17 protein-coding genes are annotated in these 19,044 nt (G+C 58.1%); 4 read left to right on the top strand and 13 right to left on the bottom strand.

Features of this window, described 5'->3' with window-relative positions; genetic code table 11:
* Positions 1–3: 3 nt before the first annotated feature.
* The 11 genes from xrtA to CP97_RS09310 form a co-directional block, all read right to left on the bottom strand.
* Positions 4–1,530 (bottom strand): exosortase A, encoded by a 1,527-nt coding sequence (gene xrtA, locus CP97_RS09360; RefSeq protein WP_048886896.1) that lies wholly within the window; start codon positions 1,528–1,530, stop codon positions 4–6.
* Positions 1,531–1,552: 22 nt separating this feature from the next.
* Positions 1,553–2,776 (bottom strand): TIGR03087 family PEP-CTERM/XrtA system glycosyltransferase, encoded by a 1,224-nt coding sequence (locus CP97_RS09355; protein WP_048885713.1) that lies wholly within the window; start codon positions 2,774–2,776, stop codon positions 1,553–1,555.
* Entirely contained in the window at positions 2,773–3,831 is a 1,059-nt protein-coding gene (locus tag CP97_RS09350) for a FemAB family XrtA/PEP-CTERM system-associated protein (RefSeq protein WP_048885712.1), read from the bottom strand. Before CP97_RS09350 ends, CP97_RS09355 begins: the two co-directional genes overlap by 4 nt.
* Positions 3,828–4,754 carry an XrtA system polysaccharide deacetylase gene (locus CP97_RS09345; protein ID WP_174539181.1) on the bottom strand — a complete coding sequence of 309 codons (927 nt, stop codon included), beginning with the start codon at positions 4,752–4,754 and terminating at the stop codon, positions 3,828–3,830. Before CP97_RS09345 ends, CP97_RS09350 begins: the two co-directional genes overlap by 4 nt.
* A gap of 34 nt (positions 4,755–4,788) precedes the next feature.
* Complete coding sequence (locus CP97_RS09340) at positions 4,789–5,946, bottom strand: XrtA/PEP-CTERM system-associated ATPase (RefSeq protein ID WP_048885711.1); 1,158 nt, start codon at positions 5,944–5,946, stop codon at positions 4,789–4,791.
* Between the two features lie 23 nt (positions 5,947–5,969).
* On the bottom strand, positions 5,970–7,607 hold the full coding sequence (locus CP97_RS09335; protein ID WP_053106615.1) for a hypothetical protein: 1,638 nt from the start codon (positions 7,605–7,607) through the stop codon (positions 5,970–5,972).
* A gap of 5 nt (positions 7,608–7,612) precedes the next feature.
* On the bottom strand, positions 7,613–8,602 hold the full coding sequence (locus CP97_RS09330) for a P-loop NTPase family protein (RefSeq protein ID WP_048885710.1): 990 nt from the start codon (positions 8,600–8,602) through the stop codon (positions 7,613–7,615).
* 11 nt (positions 8,603–8,613) lie between these two features.
* On the bottom strand, positions 8,614–10,134 hold the full coding sequence (locus CP97_RS09325) for an XrtA system polysaccharide chain length determinant (RefSeq protein ID WP_048885709.1): 1,521 nt from the start codon (positions 10,132–10,134) through the stop codon (positions 8,614–8,616).
* Positions 10,135–10,147: 13 nt separating this feature from the next.
* On the bottom strand, positions 10,148–10,792 hold the full coding sequence (locus CP97_RS09320) for an XrtA/PEP-CTERM system exopolysaccharide export protein (RefSeq protein ID WP_048885708.1): 645 nt from the start codon (positions 10,790–10,792) through the stop codon (positions 10,148–10,150).
* Between the two features lie 191 nt (positions 10,793–10,983).
* Positions 10,984–12,210 carry a pyridoxal-dependent decarboxylase, exosortase A system-associated gene (locus CP97_RS09315; protein WP_048885707.1) on the bottom strand — a complete coding sequence of 409 codons (1,227 nt, stop codon included), beginning with the start codon at positions 12,208–12,210 and terminating at the stop codon, positions 10,984–10,986.
* Positions 12,207–13,709, bottom strand: a complete 1,503-nt coding sequence (locus CP97_RS09310; protein WP_048885706.1) for an acyl-CoA ligase (AMP-forming), exosortase A system-associated — start codon at positions 13,707–13,709, stop codon at positions 12,207–12,209. Before CP97_RS09310 ends, CP97_RS09315 begins: the two co-directional genes overlap by 4 nt.
* Positions 13,710–13,733: 24 nt before the next feature.
* Here CP97_RS09310 and CP97_RS09305 point away from each other — a divergent pair, with 24 nt between their 5' ends.
* The 4 genes from CP97_RS09305 to CP97_RS09290 are packed head-to-tail and all read left to right on the top strand — an operon-like array spanning position 13,734 to position 16,482.
* Complete coding sequence (locus CP97_RS09305; protein ID WP_053106613.1) at positions 13,734–14,717, top strand: GNAT family N-acetyltransferase; 984 nt, start codon at positions 13,734–13,736, stop codon at positions 14,715–14,717.
* An 11-nt stretch (positions 14,718–14,728) separates the two neighbouring features.
* Positions 14,729–15,022, top strand: a complete 294-nt coding sequence (locus CP97_RS09300) for an acyl carrier protein (RefSeq protein WP_048885705.1) — start codon at positions 14,729–14,731, stop codon at positions 15,020–15,022.
* A gap of 6 nt (positions 15,023–15,028) precedes the next feature.
* Entirely contained in the window at positions 15,029–15,691 is a 663-nt protein-coding gene (locus CP97_RS09295) for a hypothetical protein (RefSeq protein ID WP_048885704.1), read from the top strand.
* On the top strand, positions 15,688–16,482 hold the full coding sequence (locus CP97_RS09290) for a hydrolase 1, exosortase A system-associated (RefSeq protein WP_048885703.1): 795 nt from the start codon (positions 15,688–15,690) through the stop codon (positions 16,480–16,482). The genes CP97_RS09295 and CP97_RS09290 overlap by 4 nt, the downstream gene beginning before the upstream one ends.
* Here CP97_RS09290 and CP97_RS09285 read toward each other — a convergent pair.
* Complete coding sequence (locus CP97_RS09285) at positions 16,435–17,652, bottom strand: class I SAM-dependent RNA methyltransferase (protein ID WP_048885702.1); 1,218 nt, start codon at positions 17,650–17,652, stop codon at positions 16,435–16,437. The two genes, CP97_RS09290 and CP97_RS09285, sit on opposite strands and share 48 nt — an antisense overlap.
* Positions 17,649–19,043: a bifunctional ADP-dependent NAD(P)H-hydrate dehydratase/NAD(P)H-hydrate epimerase gene (locus CP97_RS09280; RefSeq protein ID WP_048885701.1), complete on the bottom strand. Its 1,395-nt coding sequence runs from the start codon at positions 19,041–19,043 to the stop codon at positions 17,649–17,651. The genes CP97_RS09285 and CP97_RS09280 overlap by 4 nt, the downstream gene beginning before the upstream one ends.
* Position 19,044 lies beyond the last annotated feature (1 nt).

The following is a 19,044-nucleotide window of genomic DNA, read 5'->3' as shown; positions in this document are numbered from 1 at the left end:
TCGTTAATCGACGCCGCCCGTGCGGTCCATCCAGTTCCCGAGATCCGCCGTGGAAGATCGAAAATCAGCGATGGTTGCTGCTGGATCTGTGTCGCCATATTCCTCTGCTGAAAGGATCAGCATGGCCGTGGGCCGGGCGCGCAGCAGCAACCGATCGCGCATGGTCAACAGTTTGAGGTGCATCGTGCTCGTGCCGATCCAACCTTCTTTGCGATACCAGGTTTCAGCCACGCGCCTGTGTGCGCCCAGCGCCTGCAATCGATCACCGGCCACACCATCGGTTGATGTCGATGCGGACAGCCAGCGCCATTCGCTATCCATGGGCAATGCTCCCTCGCCAAAAGCTCCGGCCTCCCGCCCTTCGGACTGTGCCGCATAAAGTGCATAAACCACATCGACCACACGTCCCTCCCCGTCTTGATATGCACCGCGCAGCACGCAATCAGCTCCACTGGCGCGGGGCTGCCAGGGATAGGCGCGTGATTGCTCGACCAATGTCCAGCCCGCGATTTGCGAAGGCAAGGTCTGATCCGTTGCCAGATCGGCCTCCAGCGCCTGAGACCGGGTTGACCATGCAAGTGCCACCAGGATGAGGCTGAGGATGACGACCAGCACTGGCCAACCCTTTGCACTGTTGGATTGCAGGCGATCCAAGAACGGATTGGCGGCAAGCGCAGTGGAATCGACGAATGGGGCTTGCACTCCCCTGTCGAAGAACTTTGAGCCAATAAGCAACAGCAGCCCCATGACCAGCGCAAAGAAAATCCAGCCATAGAAGATGTGATCGAAACCCGCCGCGAAGCTTATGCCTTGCGATTGCGCGATATAGATTGTGCCCCATGCCCTGATACCATTTGCAATGATGGGGATGCTGACAGCCAGCATCATGAACGCCGCGCGCCGCCACCAAGACTGGAAACAGACATGTGCCACCAACGCCCCTAGCGCGATCATGGCAACGAGGAATTTCACGCCTGAGCACGCCTCTGCCACTTCGAACAGTCCGGCAGGCGTATCGATAAAGACGCCTTCGATATGCGCTGGAATGCCGCTTGCTTCGGTAAGAGCAATGGTAATGCTCGCCGTGATCATCTGCAATGCGGGCACCAATTCATAGCCAATCGGAACGAGGAACAGCGCATAGCAGAGCGGAAAGGCAAGCCCCCAGCAAATTCGCGGGCCAAGGATGGCGAGAGTTACGGCCTGCAACGCAAGAACAACGCCCAGATGCGCCGCAGTCGCGAGGCCCGAAATATCCCCAAGCAACCAAAGAAACAGCGCGCCTGCGAGTGGGACAAGGCCTGGCCACCACGGCTGCGGGTCAACCTTGGCAAGCTCTCCCGCGCGTTGCCAAACAAGCCATGCAAGGATCGCAGGGACGATCAGTATGTGGTTATAGGTGGAACTGTCCCACCACAGCATGGCCATTGTGGCCCAATCACGCGCAAACATCGTGAGTATGGCAGCCCAGGCCAGCGCCAATTGGACAAGCGGCGTTTTCCAGGCCGGTACAATACGTTCGGCGATCATTGCTCGCTGCGGGGAGATCACCTCATGCCGCATCGCGCACTGCCCCGCCGGCAAATCCTGTCAGGACAGGAAGATCGGCAAGCATGGCTCGCCAGCTCATCTGGTCGCGGACTAACTTTCGGGCTTCTAACCCCATGGCGGCCACCTGCTGACCAGCTGAGTGAAGCTGAGTGATATGGTGGATGAAGGCACCATCGTTCTCGGCAATGATGAAGTGCCTGCCATGTTCTGCATCAATGCCCGTAGCCGCATCGGGGGTGACGACAACCGGACGGGCCATCGCCATAGCCTCGAGCACCTTATTCTGGACACCGCGAGCGATTGTCAAAGGTGCCACCACCATATCTGCACCAGCAAGCCAAGGCCGCGTGTCAGGCACTTCTCCGACCACAGAAACGCCATTTACCCCCTTCAGAGCGGTGACATCACGCGAGGGAGCACGTCCGACGATATGGAAACTGGCCTGCGGGAGAGCCTTGATAAGGCGTGGCATGATGTCATTCGCCATACGCGAGACAGCGGCAATATTGGGCGCGTAGTCCATTTGTCCGGTGAAAACGAGGTGCGGGCCGCCTTCCCCCAGGGCTGGATGTGGCTTAATTAATGCAGGGTCGAAGAAGCTGCAGTCTATGCCATTGCTCAGCGCCCGAATATCGTGCTGGCCGGATATTCTGGACCTGAGCAATTGCGCCTCTGCATGACTGACCAGCAAGGTGCTGCTTGCACGCTCTACCAACCGCGCCTCTACGTCCCGCAGAAGTTTGCTTTCGCGCGCATCTATCCAGGCCCGTGGACCGCTTCCGTCTTTTGCAAATGCCTCGAATTTGGCCGAATCGACATCGACCAGATCGACAATCAGCCGTCCTATCCAGCTTTGCGGTACATATTGCCCCATCTGGCCGGAGAACACATAGATCGCAGTGATTTTGCGCGTGGCCAGTGTGTTTTTCACCCACTGGCGCAATTGCTTCGAATGGAAAGCTGCAAGGCTGACAGGTTCTCGCCGGATTAGGGCCTTTAATCCTGCAATCGGCAAAAAGGGTGGGCGCGGCGCCATGCAGTAGGAGGCAGCCAGCTCTTCCAGAAAATGCTCATGTGCAAAATCGCTTAACTCTTCTGCAAGGCAGCCAATATGGACCGGAGCAATCTTCGCCAAAGCCTTCACAATATGATGTGAACGAATTTTGTCACCGCGGTCAGGTGGAAAAGGCAGCCGGTGGGCGAGGAAGAGTATCTCTCCGCTCACCCCAAACCCCGCGCGATCAGGGGGCCAAGCCGGTTTGCTATTGGCAGGGGCAGCTTCTTCCAAAGCGCAATCCGCGATTGGTGTTGTGCGCTCGTCGGATCGGCATCGCGCACGGGATGGCCCGGCGCAGTCCAGTTGGCGTAAGAAAGCGGCTGCGGTTCAAAACCCCAATTCTTCTTGAATCTGAAGGCACCGCTGCCTGTCTTGCTCCTTCCGAAATCGAACCTGTCGCAGCCTCGCGCGCGCGCATGGAGCATCAGGGCGTAATACATGCGGTCATTGGCACGCAACGCGCGTGCGCCATGCGTGCCGCCACCCCAATAGGGCATTACCGCGCCATCGTGATAAAGCGACAGCACGCTTGCTACCGCTTCGCCGCGGTGGCGCACTGTAAGGATATCGGCATCAAGCTGCTCGATCACTGCTTCGAACAAGGTGCGCGGGAACACGGGCGTGCCTAGGCTGCGAACGCTTTGCGAATATACCGCGTAATGCGCCTCCAGATCGGCTTCTCCCTGCCCGACATGGACAGTTAGATCATTCTTCAGCGATTTGCGCACTTCGGCGCGTTGCTTGCGCGGGATTGCCGCCAACTGCGTCTCGTCATCCATCGCCAGCGATTGCACGAACCCGCAATGGCTGTCCGACTGAACCTGCCAATTTGACGCGACCGGACCACCGCGCATTTCAATAGTCGGGCAGGAAAGCCGCATCGCAAATTCGCTGGCGGCATTGCAGAGGTCTACCGCTACAGTGTCATCCTCTGCCAGGATGCCGCCATCAACGGCAAATCCGCTTGAAGCGAGCATTCTGCCGAAAATTGGTGAATGCACCTCAGTCAATGGAAGCCAGCCCGTGATCGCTCCGTCCATCTCGGCTACGATCCCGCGCGCCTTTTGCCCAGTGCCCGCCTCAACTGCGTCGAGCCATCCAGGGAGGTGAAAGATGGAACCGCCCTCTTGAGCAACGAACCTTTCAACGCGCGCTGCTTCATCAGGTCGATGGAGGTCAAGCACGCGTATTTTCTGGCGTGTCAGGGCAAAAGGCGCGTTCATACCGCCATTTCCTTGTCCGATGCCATTTCGATCGCAATTCTCGCGGCCTCACGGTGGGCGACGACATCCATCCGTCCCCAGGCAAATTCATTGATCAATTGGCGCAGCTTGCCACTCATTTTACTTAGATTGGTGTAATGCCGCAGCCGCGAACGCAAGGGAGCGCCGGCGACCCTTGGCTGGCCCGGGTCTATTTCCCACGGGTGGAAATAGAAGATCGCAGGACGCTGATCTGTACGATTGACCTGTCGTATGGCCCAGCGGCTAAAGGCGTAAGGCAGCACACGGAAAAAGCCCCCTCCGCCTGCCGCCAGTCGTTTGCCGCGGAATATGGCGGTTGTAACGGGTAATTCGACCAAATCGTGCCAAGGAATGGGCTGAAACGCGAAACGCGGTGCCTCTGCCCAACCGTAATGGTCATGGGTGATTGGCGCGACGCTTGATGAGTACAGATAGCCTTGCTCGGCCAATTCCATGAAAGCCCACGGCGTGCGGTGATCAATGGAGAAGCTGGGCGCGCGATAGCCATCGACACGCTGGCCGCAGCAATCCTGAATGGTCTTGCGAGTCCGCTCTATATCGCGGGCAAAGCTCTCCCGATCCATGCGGAACACACGCTGATGATCCCAGCCATGACTGGCAATTTCGTGCCCGCGCTGTGCTATTTCCCGCAGGAGCGGGCCGTGACGCTGTGCAACCCAACCCAATGTAAAGAATGTCGCACTGGCCTTTGCTTCATCGAACAGATCGAGGATTTCATGGACGTTGCGTTCCACGCGATTGTCGAGCGTGCTCCAGCTGTCGCGTTCGATCACATCCTCGAACGCGCCCACCTGGAACCAGTCCTCGACATCGACTGACAGGCCGTTGGCGATGACCTTGTCTGGCCCGACGCCCTTGGCGTCTTCATTGGCGAAGGCGATGGCATTCAAAGCGAGTTACCCCTCCTGAACGCCGTCAGGCAGCCTTGCTCGATGCCATGTCATTTTCGATCCACTCGATCAGCATGTTGAGCGTCTGGCTGATCGAGTGCTCATGCTCATTGAAGCGTTTCTCGATCTGCTCAATCTGTTCGCGCATCAATTCGAGCTCTGACCGAACTACATCGGTTGAAACGGTGTTCTTCACCTGTTCAGAAAGGAGATAGATGGCCTGTTGCAGCTCTGTAATCTGCTTGTCTCGGAGCGCAAATGCGCTGGCGATTGCCTTCGCATCAGCCGATGAAGCGAGAGGAGAAGCTTTTTCTGTCTTTGCTGCTTGAGGTCGCGCGGTTGAAGGTGCAGGCGGCGCTTCCGGTAAAGCGCGCTCGGATTCGAGTTCTGTCAGCACAGATTGCAGCATTGCCGCATCTATGTGCGAACATTCTTCCACTGCGCCCAGCAGCATCAGGCGATTGGCGATCTGGTTCACACGGCGCGGAATGCCTCCCGATGCCTCGTGAAGCTCTGCAAATATGCGCTGATCGAATGAAGGATTGCCATCCCAGCCAACCTTCTTCAGGCGGTGGATGATATACGGCTCGATCTCGTCCTTCTGCATGGGCTCAAGATGATGCGCAGCGATCACGCGCTGGCGAAGCTGTTCAAGTCCCGGCTCATTTTGCAGCGTTGTACGGAATTCGGGCTGGCCGAGCAGCAGCGTCTGGAGCAGTGGATGGCTGCCAAGCTGGAAATTGGAGAACATTCGCAATTCTTCCAATGCGGAGACCGAAAGATTCTGCGATTCGTCGATGACCAGCAGGCATCGGCGGCCTGCGCGCGCCTCTTCATGCAGATGACCTTCGATTTCGGTCAGCGCAGTCGCTTTGTCATGGCCTTCCACATCAAGACCCATGGCTCCGGCCACGACATGCACAACTTCTTCTTCGTCGAGCTTGCTGGTGACGATCTGCGCCACGGTCACCTGACCCATATCGAGGTTCTGCATCATATGCGCGATGAGCGTCGACTTGCCGGAGCCGATTTCACCCGTAATGACGATGAAGCCTTCACCTTGCGCCAGACCATATCCGAGATAGGACAGAGCCTTGCGGTGCGTGATAGAGCGGAAGTAGAATTCGGGATCGGGCGTGAGCTGGAATGGTTTGCCGCTCAGGCCATAGAAATTGTCGAACATTGTCTTGTTCTCCCTTGGACCTGTCAGAAGGTGTAGCGAAGCCCGACCAGGGCCGAGGCCGCCTGGTAATCGGGCAGATCTTCGCGGGTGATACCGTCCAGGCTGACAGCGGCTGTGCCGGTCAGCCTGTCGATCAGGTTGCGATTGTATGCGAAATTTATACTATAACCGATTGAGGTTCCATCATTATTGAACCCTCCATCGAAGAGCGTCGCCGATGCTCCAGTTGAAATCTGGGAACGACGGTCTAACCGGCGCGAAGCATAGGCGGCGGCCCAGTAGTTCTCGTCTACCAGCCCATCTGTGGCGGCAAGAACGGTGTCTTCTCCGGCAATAAATGAACGTCGATCATATCCGGCGCCCACGCCCCAGGACGTGCGCTGGGTTTCTGCACCATAGGTAATTGCAACCCCGCGACTGCGGAAGACGGTCGAACGGACCGAACCAAGACGCGCCAGCGCACAATTGTCTCCCGCTACGCCAAGTACGCAGCCACCAAGATCACCGGTAGCGGGATTGCGGAAAGCATCAAAATCCGTGCCAAGATCCCCCAACGCGCCCATGATCTGCCCGCCAAAGCTGTTCAGATTATCATAGACAGAGACATTGAGGCTGGAATTGGAATTGGGTGCATATAACAATGAACCATAATAGGTGGTGGAACCATAACGGCGGCCCACATGCACTTCGAAAGCAGTACGACGGCTGGGCCGCCACATCACGCCCACATCCCAGATCAATCCGTCAGTCTGATAGGCGATCTGACGCGGAGCAGATGTGTCCGTTACATAACGGCCATCGCGACCGATCACTGGCAGATCATTCACATCTCGAAGCGCGTCGCGGCTCGAAATCTCGACATCCTCATATCCCACGCTGGCAACCAGCGCGACATTGGGCGATAGAGGCACGGTGACATCGGCACTGATGTAGCTGTCATCAATCCGTTGATCGAGGTTCGAGACATCCTGCCGGTTCCACCCCGCGCTCACACCCAAGCCTACCGGCAGCATTGCATCAGGAGCTATTTCAGCACGCAGTGCTGCATTATGCGTGATGGAATCATCGAATATGTCTGCCGGTTCTCTACCCGGGAAAAGCTGCACTGCATCAGGCGATTCCACGCGTGTATAACCCAGGCGATAAGAACCACTGACCCGTGCGATGCCCGCCTGCGTCTGTACCGAAGGCCCTGCATACACAGAATATACCTGGCTGGTTGATGCATCATCACCGCCAAATGCGCCGAGTGAGGTTGCGCCGTTTCCCTCAACCCTTGTGCGGGAGGCTAGGCCACCCGCTTCAAATGTGACGTTTGGCCCGGCGAGCGCCATCGATGTGCGCGCGATGCCGGACAGTGTGTCCACATCGGCGACACTATCGCTATATCCGATACGCCGTTCATACCGCAATGAAAGCGAACCCTGCGAATAGCGACCGCCAAAGCCCGCATCCACGCCAGCAGCCACCCGAGAATAGGTGACGACATCATCGCCCGGTTCAAACTCTGCTGTCACGACCTGTGCCGCTTCGATATAAGGCGCGATCTGCACACTGTGATCTGACGACCTTTGCAGATCGCTATTGTCTTCAAGATCTTGCGCCAGCCCGCTTGCCGGAAAGGCAGCAAGAAGTAGCAGGCTTGCAAGCGAGTGCCGCATGGCTATCAAGCCTCCTGCTCGTAATAGGCGCCGAATCGGCGGCCGCTGGGGCTGAAATGCGCCGCGTTGAGGAGCAGTTTGAGATCAGGGCAGGCGGAAAGCAGCGTCAGCGCATCTTCAAGAGCGCTTTGGCCGGTGCGATCCGCACGGGCAACGACAAGGGCCTGACCGACATGATTGGCCAGCTCTGCTGCGGGAGAGGCGGCCAGCGCGGGCGAGCTATCAAATATGACGATCCGGTTAGGCGCAGCGCGCGTCAGCCGATCGAGCACGTCCGCAGTGCGGGTGCTTGAGAGAAATTCGCTGTCCGACGTGGTGTGATTGCCTGCAGGCAACACATGCAGACCGGCGATATCGGTTGCCATTACGCAGTCTTCCACGCGAATATCATCACGAGCCAGCACATCCATGAAGCCCGGCCCGCGTGGCAGACCGAGCATCGACAAAATCGATGGCTTGGCGAAATCTGCATCGACAAGAAGCACTTCGCTGTCCTTTTCAGCCGCCATCGCAAGCGCCAGATTGGCAGCACAAAAGCTTTTGCCTTCATTGGGGAGTGGTGAACAGATGAGCACGCGTTGCGCGATCTTGCCCGAGCCGTTCTCGCGTGCCTTGCGGACGGATTGGAGCACCTGGCGCTTTACGATGCGGAATTCTTCCAGCAGCGCGGAAATCGGCCCCTCGGGCTGGATCAGCCCGTGGCGCGCCAAGGCATCACGATCAATCTCGTGAATGTCCTGAGAGAAGGTTACGTCTTCATACACAGGTTCAGGGATGAACGCTTCTGTCGTCGGTATACCCTGCAAGGCTGCTTCGGTCAGCGAAAGTTCCGTCACTTTCGTTGTTACATCACGCCTGGTGATGCGGCGATTGACCGGTTTGGCAAGTTCATGCGGAACAGGCGCAGGGGTAAGATCTTCACCGAGGCCGAAGAAGCCTTCAGCGCGTTCGAACAAGGACTTGCCCGGGGTAGGAATCTTGCTGTGTTTGGTCATGTCCTGCCCCTTCAAGCCACAGTGCTGCGCTGGACGATTTCAACGCCCATGAGAACGACGAAAAGCATCCCGAGCCCGCCCAAACCGGCAGCAAAATATTTGAGCCGTCTTGCGCGCAATTCCCGACCAGCTTCGGTGAAAGTATGGGTGATGGTACCCACCACCGGCAGGCCAAAGTTGCGTTCAAGCTGACTTGCAGTGGCGAAGGTGGAGCCAGCTTTGCTTAGAACAAAGGCGGTGCCAGTTCCGGCGCCAAGCCCCACGATCAGCACCGCCAGCAGGAGCAAGGGCCGGTTCGGGGCCGCAGGCGTGCGCGGAGTGGTCGGGGGATCAATCACCTCGAATTGCACGGCACTTCGTTCACTTTCAACCTGACCTCGCAAGCGCAATTCCTCACGGTCTTGCAGCAATTCGTCATATTGAGTGCGCAGCACTTCGTAATCGCGGCTGATACGCTGGGCCTCTGCCGCAACACCCGGTTCGCGAGCCTGACTTGCGTTGATCGAGGCTATTTCGGCGCTGAGTGCGGCGGCGCGCGATTGCAGGGACATGACATTGGACTGGCGTTCTACCCGCATAGACTGAAGCGAGGTAAAGGCCGGATTGGGCATCCCCCCACCCCCGCTGCCTGTGGCAGGGGATCGTTCGCGCAAGCTGGCGACGGTGCGGGTGGCCGCAATGACATCGGGATGCTCTTCAGTCAGACCCCTTGCCCGCATGGCGGCCAAGTTGGCCTCAGCCTGGGCCAGCGTCGATTGTGTGCCACCAGACCCAGGAATGACTATGGTTCGCGGTGTGCTGGCCAGCTGCCCATCTATTGCGGCCAGAGCGGCTTGCGCAGCGGCGAGATCGGATTCAACACTGCGAAGCTCTGCGCGTGTGGCACTCAGCTGCGCGGCAATCGCCTGTGCTCCGCCGATCAGATCAGGGTTCTCCGCCTCAAATGCGAGGCGGCGTTGTTCGGCAGAAGCGAGGTCCGCTTCGCGGCTGGCGAGTTGTTCGTTCAGAAATTCAATGGAATCCGCCATTTCACCGCGCGCACCGCCGAGGTTCTCTTCTCGAAAGATGTCGATCATGCGCTGCGTGATCGCCTGCGCGAGAGCAGCGTTCTCTTCGTCCGACAAATTACCACGACCGCTTACTGCCGAAATTTCGAAGATGTTTTCGCCCTGGCTGACAACCTTGATATCTTTTTCGAGCTGTTCGATCGCCGCTTCCATCTCAACAGGCGTGCTGACCATGTCTCCGATCCGGGTCGAACGGACAACGGTTTCAAGATTGACCGAGCTTACCAGCGTTTGCCGGATCCGGTCGATATCGCGTTCACGCGCATTTGCACCGATGCCGATCTGTTCGGCCAGCACGTCATCCAACTGGACGAAGATGCGCGTTTCGCTCTCGTAAGAATTGGGGACCAGCGCAACGGCCAGCCAGCCCAGAAGGCAGACGCCCCAGGCAATGGCCAACGCCAGCCACCGGCGGTTCCACACCGCCCAGAGGCCCGCACGCAATTCTTCAAGGAGTTGGTTCAAGCCCCCGCCCCCTTCAGAACATGCTTTCGGGGATGATGATGACATCGCCCGGCATCAGCATGACATTGGCATCGCTATCACCGCGGCGCAGCAAATCCGACAAGCGCAGGTCATACTCGCGTTGCTCGCCCGACTGGCGATCGAAACGGATCAAGCGGGAGCGGTTACCTGCGGCATATTCGGACAATCCGCCGACAGAGATCATTGCATCGAGCAGCGTCATATTCGCGCGATAGGGAATCGATGCCGGTTCTGCCGTTGCACCCACAACACGAACCTGCTGGCTGAACGTACCGGCAAATTCATTGACGATCACGGTAACCAGCGGTTCTTCAATGTATTGGGAAAGCTGAAGGCGGATGTCTTCTGCCAACATGGTAGGTGTCTTGCCCACGGCAGGCATATCCGACACCAGCGGCGTGGTTATCCGGCCATCTGGGCGCACCTGGACTTCTGCACCAAGCTCATCATTGCGCCAGACATGAATCGTGAGCTTGTCGAGCGGACCGATGACGTATTCTTCGCCCGGCCCTTCCTGCATGGATACGAATCGCGCAGGCTCCAGCTGCGAACCGGCAGCCCCGCCAGCACAGCCCGACAATGCGAGCGCAATGCCTGTTGAGACAATGAGAGTGGTGAGCGGCAGTTTCGTACGCATCTTGCGTCCTTCGCGAGTTGGACGATCAGCTGACGCGGCCTTGCTTGCCCCGCACGCATTTCGCCCATGGATCCTGCCTCGCCTTCTCGCGGAAAAGGGTGAACATTGCGTTAGTATTGAAGCCTCTAAACGCCGGAAACACGCGGGTTGCAGACCCCTGTCCCGAAACGGGACGACCAAGGTGTAAAACCCTACACCAGCAGTTCGCGTGCCGGACCTTGCCCCAGAAAGGTGGCCGGACTGGCGCTGGCACCATAGGCGCCGGCGCAAAACACTGCGACAAGATCACCGATTTCCGCCGCGGGGAGCTGCGCCAGATCGGCCAATCTGTCGAGCGGCGTGCACAGGCAGCCCACCACATTCACGGTTTCAGTAGGGGGTTCGGTAAACTTGCTGGCGATTGCGACGGGGTAATTGCGGCGTACTACGGTTCCAAAATTGCCTGATGCGGCAAGCTGGTGATGCAGTCCACCATCGGTCACAAGGAAGGTGATTCCGTGGCTTTCCTTGCGGTCGACAATCCGGGTCAGATAAACACCTGCCTCGCCAACCAGATATCGCCCCAGTTCCACAGCAAATTCAGTGTCATTCAGATTGCCGGGCAGATTAGCAAATTGCGCTTTCAGAGCTTCACCGATTGCAGCAATATCAAGAGGCGCATCCTTATCGAAATAAGGGATGCCAAAGCCACCTCCCATATTGAGGTGCGGCACAGCGACGCCGGCCTCTTTGCCAAGCCGGGCCGCCAGTGCGATGACATTGGCCTGTGCTTCTATTATAGCAGTTGAATCAAGCGCCTGACTGCCACTGTAAATGTGAAAGCCGCGCCAGTTGACACCTGCATCCACCAGATGGCGGGCGAGCGCGGGCACGCGATCCTCGTCCACGCCGAAAGGTTTGGCACCGCCGCCCATCTTCATGCCGGATCCGCGCAATTCGAAGGACGGGTTCACGCGAATTGCCAGGCGCGGGGTCACGCCAAGCGTGCGTGCAGTATCGAGAGCGCGTTCAGCCTCGCCCTCAGACTCGATGTTGAGGGTCACGCCAGCGCGGATTGCCGCAAGCAATTCTGCATCACGCTTTCCTGGCCCGGCAAAGCTGATTTCACGCGGCAGAAAGCCCGCCTCCCGTGCCTGTTGGAGTTCACCGCCAGAAGCGATGTCCAAACCATCCACCAGGTCTGCGATAAATTCCAGAAGGTCAGCGTAAGGATTTGCTTTCATGGCATAATGAATACGCAATCTATCAGGCATGGCAGCGCGCAATTCGTCCATACGGGTGGCAATCGCATCGCGTGAATATACGAACAGGGGGGTGCTGCCCGCTTCCGTTACAAGAGCGCTGGCAGATCGCCCGCCGATAGCCAGCTCATCACCTTTCGCCTCATAGAAATCAGGGATCGGTCCAAGCGGTTTCATATTGCCTCCTGCTGCAATCTGGCGCGATCAATCTTGCCATTGGGATTGACCGGCATCGCATCAACCCACTTGATCAGCCCGGGCTGCATGAAATTGGGAAGCTCGCTGCGCAATCCCGAACGCAACGCATCGTCATCACGCGTCCCCCGCACTACGAGGTGGATGGCATGGCCAAGTCGCTCATCCGCCACGCCAAAGGCAACGGCCTCCTCTGCCTCGCCCGTGGCAATGGCAGCGCTTTCGATTTCCTGCGGACTGATGCGATTACCGGCGCTTTTTATCATCGCATCGTCCCGGCCGATGAAATAGAGCAAACCGTCTTCATCGCGGCGCACATTATCCCCAGACCAGACCGCCATCCCGCGATATGAGGATGCCGCGGGCGCTGGCTTGAAGCGTTCTGCAGTGCGTGTCGCATCCTGCCAATACCCTTGCGCAACCAACGGCCCGCAATGCACAAGCTCTCCTTCCGTGGCGATCTGCCCCGCTTCATCCACCACTAAGATCTCGGCAAAAGGAATGGCCGTGCCCATCGACGCTGGGTGGCTGTCCACCATAGCCGGATCGAGATAGGTGGAACGAAATGCCTCTGTCAGGCCATACATCGGAAAGAGGCGCGCTTCCGGACACATCTGCGTCAAATCGCGAACCAGCCCTTGCGTCAGCGCGCCTCCACTATTGGTCATACGACGCAAATTGGCTTTTGCGTCTGCTGGCCAGTCTTGCTCGGTCAATTGAACCCATAATGGCGGCACTGCAGCAAGCGTCGTGATTCCATGCCGCGCGCATGCCTTGATGACATCTCGCGGCGTGAGATAATCGAGAGGTACAACGCTGCCGCCTGCGTACCAGGTCGACAGAAGCTGGTTCTGTCCATAATCGAAACTGAGCGGCAGCACGGCAAGCGTGACGTCATCACTATACATTCCCAGATAATGCGCGACGCTGACCGCACCGAGCCAGAGATTCGCGTGGCTCAACATCACACCCTTGGGCCTGCCGGTTGAACCGCTGGTATAAAGTATGGCTGCCAAATCATTGGTATCAAAAGAAGAAAGGTTGAGACTTGCAGAGAAATCAGCCAGCTCTTCCAGCACCTCCTTTTCATCGGCGATGGTGCATGCAAATGGCACATCGCCTTCGCCAAGTGAGCCAAGCCTGCCGGCATTTGCGATCAGCAGACTTGCGCTGCAATCGTTCAATATGTGGCGGACCTGCGCGCATTTGAGCAGCGGATTGATCGGCACATGCACCAATCCCGCCCGCGCGGTGGCAAGTGGCATAAGGCAGGTCAATTCCCCCTTCGCAGCCCATGTCGCCACGCGCGCGCCCTTTTGTGGTCCTTGCGCAATAAGCCATGCGGCCATGCGAGCGATACGGCTTCTTAAGTCATCCCAGCTAAGGGTCTCGCCGCGCAGGACGAGCGCCGGATCGCTATCCGCCCCGCATTCTGTGAGGTGGTCAAGCGGACGGGGAACGGGATCAGGCGTGCTGGACATTCATCCTCAGGGGAAAGCAATAAGGTGACGGCGATCAGCTATCACGACACGGTTAACGATCTGCCAGAGGCTGTTTGCTGGGGCAATGGTCCGTTCTCTCGCCAGGGGTGGTTTGCTTTGCTGGAAGAAGCAGGGCTTCACCCCTTTGTCGCCGTGGCGAGTGACGGTGACGGTGCCGTCTGCTTCCCCATGATGCGCGGGACGCGGGGGCTTGAGCCTTTGATGAACTGGTATGCATTTACATGGGCACCCTGCCTGCCCGATGCGCCATCCACGCGAATGCTCACCGAGCTGACACGAGAAATTGCGGAAAAAACACATTGTATATCCTTGAGAAACCTCGCCGATGAAGATGTTTCAACTCATCTTCTGGAGCAGGCTTTCCGCACAACCGGATGGGTGGTGCTGCGCGAACCATGCGACATCAATCATGTCCTGAGGGTTCAGGGACGCAGTTATGACCAGTTTCTGGCCGGACGCCCCGGAAATGTACGCTCCACGCTTAAGCGCAAGGGGAAGAAAATATCCGTGAGGCTGACGCAAGCCTTCGATGCCGATGATTGGTCGGCTTATGAAGATATTTATGCCGATAGCTGGAAACCTGCCGAGGGGGAACCAACACTGCTATGCCACTTTGCCCAGACCGAAAGCGCTGCGGGACGCTTTCGGTTTGCGATCGCCCATCACGATGATCAGGCCGTGGCCGCGCAATTCTGGACGGTGGATGGCAGCACCGCCTATATTCACAAGCTGGCCCATCGCCAGTCGGCCACCGCATTATCACCCGGCACCACGCTGACGGCTGCATTGTTCAAACAGGTTATAGACATAGACAGAGTGGAGATGGTGGACTTTGGCACGGGCGATCAGCCTTACAAGCGCGACTGGATGGAAGAGACACGCATACGCTGGCAATTTACCTGCCTGCGGCCAGGCGCGCCGCAAAACTGGCCCACTATTGCCAAGGCTGGCATACACAAACTTGTCAGCCGTCGCGGTGCTGGCTAGGGCAGGTTTCTATGGCGAGTAAACTTCCCGTGCCGGTCGAGGAAACCGGCGAAATTGATCTGACTTTGCGCCAGGTGCTGCAGGACGTTCTTGGCCTTTCGGATGAACGTGTTGCCCAGCTGGATATGGATTCGGGCTTATTTGGCGCTTTGCCAGAACTCGATTCCATGGCTGTCGCGGGTCTCCTTACCGAAATTGAGGACCAGCTCGATATCCTTGTCGAGGATGACGAAGTGGATGGCGAGATGCTGGAAACCTTTGGTGGTCTCCTCACCTACCTCGTGAAAAAGTGGGCGGAAGACTGATCAGCGATGCTGACGGGCAATTGGCCCAACCCTCCTCATCCAGAGGAATATGCGATTCGCTTTGACAGCGGGCGCGAAACGCGGATCTTGATCGTCCCGGCCTTGTTTGATGAAGCGAACAAGCTGCGCCATTTCATCGTCGAAACCATGCGCATTCTGGATGGTTTGGGGATGGATTGCATGCTTCCGGACCTCCCGGGCACGAACGAGAGCCAGTTGGCGCCTGTCGAACAAGATATTGCGAGCTGGCACAGCGCGATGAGTGGTGCAGCACGGCATTTTGGCGCAACGCACGCATTGTCCCTGCGCGGTGGCGCAAACTGTGTACCCGACACCATTCCTGCCTTGCGCTATGCTCCCATCGGCGGGTCAAGCGTGCTGCGTGCATTGCTGCGGGCGCAGGTCATTGCTGACCGCGAAGCTAGCAAAAACACATCTCGAGAGGATTTGTTGGCGCGCGGTAGGGAATGCGGCCTTGTACTGGCCGGCTATGCGCTTGGGCCAGACATGATCGCGCAGCTCGAGAACGCAGAACTTGCCGAGCCGGGCATGCCAGATATCGCACAAGGCGACCTTGGCGGTGCTGGTCTATGGCTTCGCGCAGAACCCGATCATGACCAGGCGCAGGCCCAGGCCTTGGCAAAGACTGTTCAGGAAAGGCTTCGATGAGCCGTCGTCACTTCACCTTTGACTGCGAGGGTGAGACTTGCTTCGGTTCACTCGATGAAGCCGAAGGGCGTGTCGGCCTGCTGCTTGTAAGCGGCGGTAATGAATTACGCAGCGGGGCATTTGGCGGACAGGCCCGACTTGCCGCCCACATCGCCGCGAAAGGCTATCCCGTAATGCGTTATGATCGGCGCGGCATAGGCGACAGCAGCGGCAAGAACGGCGGTTTTCGCGCGGCCGGACCAGATATTGCAGCAGCACTGACCCATTTTCGACAAATATGCCCGTCGCTCTCCCGCATTGTCGGCTTTGGCAATTGCGACGCGGCGTCAGCGCTGATGCTGGAAGGTGGCGCTGGCTGCGATGGCGTGCTTCTGGCCAACCCCTGGACTTTTGACGAAGATGACGAGGGCCCTGCCCCGGCCACCATTCGTGCGCGTTATGCCGAGAAAATCAGGAACCCGCGCGAATGGCTGCGCCTGTTGAGCGGCGGCGTATCACTTCGCAAGCTTCTGCCTGGTTTGCGCAGCGCGGTTCAAGCAGGAGGTGGCGAATCGACCCTTTCAGGCGAAATGCGCAGCACGATAGAGGGATTCAAAGGCAATCTCGGTTTTATCATCGCGGGGCGGGATCGGACCGGTAAGGCGTTCCTTGAAAGCTGGGGCAAGGATCCGCGAACATCCGTTCGTGCCTCTGCCGACCATGCTTTTTCGGACCACTCCGATATGGAGTGGCTCCTTGATCAGCTAATCTGCGCGCTTGATGAACAGGCTCGCCAATTCGACATGGGTTGACCAGCGGAACTGCCCCACAGGACGCAATTCTCGCAATTCATATCCAGCGCTCGCCAGCAAAGTGCAATCACGAGACCAGCTCGACGGATTGCAGCTGATGTAAACCACGCGTTCCACCGTGCTTGCCGCGATCTGCTCAATCTGCGTGCGCGCCCCTGCACGGGGCGGATCAATGAGCACGCCATCAAAACCGGCCAGTTCCTTCGCACGCAATGGGTTGCGGAACAGGTCACGATGCGATGTTTCAAGCTGAAGCCGGGCTGCATTGGCGGCGCTTCGGCAGGCAAGAATGGCAGCGCGATCCGCCTCCACTGCAAGTATTTTACGCCCCTTCGCCAAGGAAAAGGCAAAAGTACCGAGGCCGGAAAAAAGATCGGCAATGTGCCCGCAATCTGCCAGCCATTCCTGCGCCGCACTCACTAGTGTTTTTTCACCGTGATCCGTGGCCTGCATGAAGCTGCCAAAAGGGAAGGCAACTGCGATTCCGCCAAGCGTAACAGTTATAGGCTCAGGCTCCCAAAAACCTTCCGGCCCGTACCCCTGGTCCAGCGTCAGACGCGCCAAACCGTTTTCACGGCAAAATTCCAGCAGTTCTTCAGTCTGGTCGAGCCCTTCGGGAGCAAAGCCTTTCAGCGCGCAATCCACCCCCTGATCGACCCGGGCGATTTCGATATCAATTGTATAACGTCCTTTGACGCGGGCGAAATAGCCGCGCAGCGGCGCGATCAATGCAAACAGTTCCGGCAGCATCACCGGGCATTCCGCAAGATCGACGAGCTTGTGAGATCCGGCAGCGTTGAAGCCAATCAATGGTCGCCCACCGCTATTGATAGCGCGCAGGCTGACCCGTCTGCGCGAAGAGGGCGGAGACATGGCTGGCGGCACCACAATTTGCGGGTCAAGCCCCTGTGACTGAGCCGCAAAGGCCACCCGATCACGCACGAAGTTAATGAGCGCCTGCTCATCACAATGCTGGAGCTGGCAGCCGCCACATTTGCCAAAATGGCGACATGGAGGTTCTGCATGATGGGGCCCCCGTTCAATACTGCCGTCGGGCATCAGCATATCGCCAGGCGCCGCAAAACTGGCATGGCGCCCGGTTGCGGTGACGCCATCCCCCTTGGCGGCGATCCGTAGAATTTCTTCTGCCTGTGTCTCTAACTGTGTCATAGAAAGGCGCGATATGCCTTTGGAATAGCATCGACAAGGCCGATCGCTGTAAACGCAGGCCCGGCCTTCCGTGCTGCCTCTGCATGAAGCCAGCAGCCTTGTTCTGCGGCTTTGCGCGGCACGATACCGGTCGCTAGCCGGCTTGCGATCAGACCCGCAAGAATATCCCCCGTTCCCGCTGTGCTGAGCCAGCTTGGCGCTGGCGGCATCACGGTACTGAAGGAGCCTTCTGCCGCAATCAAGGTATCGGGCCCTTTGGCCACCAGCACCCCTTCTATGGCTTCTGCCAGCTCGCTTGCCTGCTCATTGCGATCAAGGCCGACAACGCCAAAGGTGTTCGCCAATACGTCTAGTTCGCCCGCATGCGGCGTGGCAACAATTGGTTGAGTGCGGCTTTCCAGCATCTTTGGTTCGAGCAGGTGGAGCGCATCCGCATCGCACACGGTAGGAAGATCGCAGGCAAGCACCAGATCGAGCCGCGCACGTGCCTCTTCGCTGCGGCCAAGCCCCGGCCCGACAAGAAATGCATCGATGCGATGATCGCGCGTCAATTCCAGCAGAGAGGCATGCTCCACTACGAGATCGGGCTGGCCGATAAGGCGCTCATCATCCTCGTCTGAGAAAACCTTCACATACCCTGCACCGCCATGTTGCGCCGCCTCTGCCGCAAGAATCGCTGCACCGGACATTTCGCCCGCGATTACTGCCAGCAGGCCGCGGGAATATTTATGCGCATCCAGCGGCGGTGCTTGCAAGAGAGGCGCTTCGGAAAGGCGCGCCGCATTGGTCACTTTCTTAACGCCAATATCAACGAGGCGTCGCATCCCCATCTGTCCCGATGCGGGCATCAGCCAATGGGCGAATTTCCACACACCCAAGGCAATGGTGAGATCATATGCGGGCAAACTGCTGTTGAGCTGTTCACCATTGTCGCTGTCGACCCCGCTGGGCAAATCTACGGCCACGCATTGCTTGTGCGATGAGGCGAGATTGCGCAAAAGCGCCAACAGATCATCGCCCAATGGGCGGCCAAGCCCAGTCCCGAAAAGGCAATCGACCAGAACAGCACCCTCGGCATAGGGGACCGTTGCCTGTCCCCACTTACCCCGCGCGGAAATAGCCGCATCGGTCTTGGGTTCAAGTGGAGCGACGATCTGGACGGTCAGCCCGCGCTCGTGAAGAAAACGAGCAATAACATAGCCATCGCCGCCATTATTGCCAGGCCCACACAAGATAGTAACAGGTCGCCCCGACGCCATCCGCCATATTAACAATGCAGCTCCATGCCCAGCCTGTTCCATCAGGCTTTCGACAGATTCTCCATTGTCGATCAGCGCCTCTTCTGCCGTTCGCATTTGCGCGGCGGTGAGAATTTGCGCGAGGTCTTTCATG

It is taken from the genome of Aurantiacibacter atlanticus (assembly GCF_001077815.2).
Taxonomy (GTDB): Bacteria; Pseudomonadota; Alphaproteobacteria; order Sphingomonadales; family Sphingomonadaceae; genus Alteraurantiacibacter; species Alteraurantiacibacter atlanticus.
This window is presented reverse-complemented; position numbering and strand designations above follow the sequence as displayed.

Coding starts and splice junctions, on each gene's coding strand:
- xrtA (WP_048886896.1), bottom strand. CDS start 1,530: ATGATCGCCGAACGTATTGTACCGGCCTGGAAAACGCCGCTTGTCCAA.
- CP97_RS09350 (WP_048885712.1), bottom strand. CDS start 3,831: ATGAACGCGCCTTTTGCCCTGACACGCCAGAAAATACGCGTGCTTGAC.
- CP97_RS09340 (WP_048885711.1), bottom strand. CDS start 5,946: ATGTTCGACAATTTCTATGGCCTGAGCGGCAAACCATTCCAGCTCACG.
- CP97_RS09335 (WP_053106615.1), bottom strand. CDS start 7,607: ATGCGGCACTCGCTTGCAAGCCTGCTACTTCTTGCTGCCTTTCCGGCA.
- CP97_RS09330 (WP_048885710.1), bottom strand. CDS start 8,602: ATGACCAAACACAGCAAGATTCCTACCCCGGGCAAGTCCTTGTTCGAA.
- CP97_RS09320 (WP_048885708.1), bottom strand. CDS start 10,792: ATGCGTACGAAACTGCCGCTCACCACTCTCATTGTCTCAACAGGCATT.
- CP97_RS09315 (WP_048885707.1), bottom strand. CDS start 12,210: ATGAAACCGCTTGGACCGATCCCTGATTTCTATGAGGCGAAAGGTGAT.
- CP97_RS09310 (WP_048885706.1), bottom strand. CDS start 13,709: ATGTCCAGCACGCCTGATCCCGTTCCCCGTCCGCTTGACCACCTCACA.
- CP97_RS09300 (WP_048885705.1), top strand. CDS start 14,729: ATGGCGAGTAAACTTCCCGTGCCGGTCGAGGAAACCGGCGAAATTGAT.
- CP97_RS09295 (WP_048885704.1), top strand. CDS start 15,029: ATGCTGACGGGCAATTGGCCCAACCCTCCTCATCCAGAGGAATATGCG.
- CP97_RS09290 (WP_048885703.1), top strand. CDS start 15,688: ATGAGCCGTCGTCACTTCACCTTTGACTGCGAGGGTGAGACTTGCTTC.
- CP97_RS09285 (WP_048885702.1), bottom strand. CDS start 17,652: ATGACACAGTTAGAGACACAGGCAGAAGAAATTCTACGGATCGCCGCC.
- CP97_RS09280 (WP_048885701.1), bottom strand. CDS start 19,043: ATGAAAGACCTCGCGCAAATTCTCACCGCCGCGCAAATGCGAACGGCA.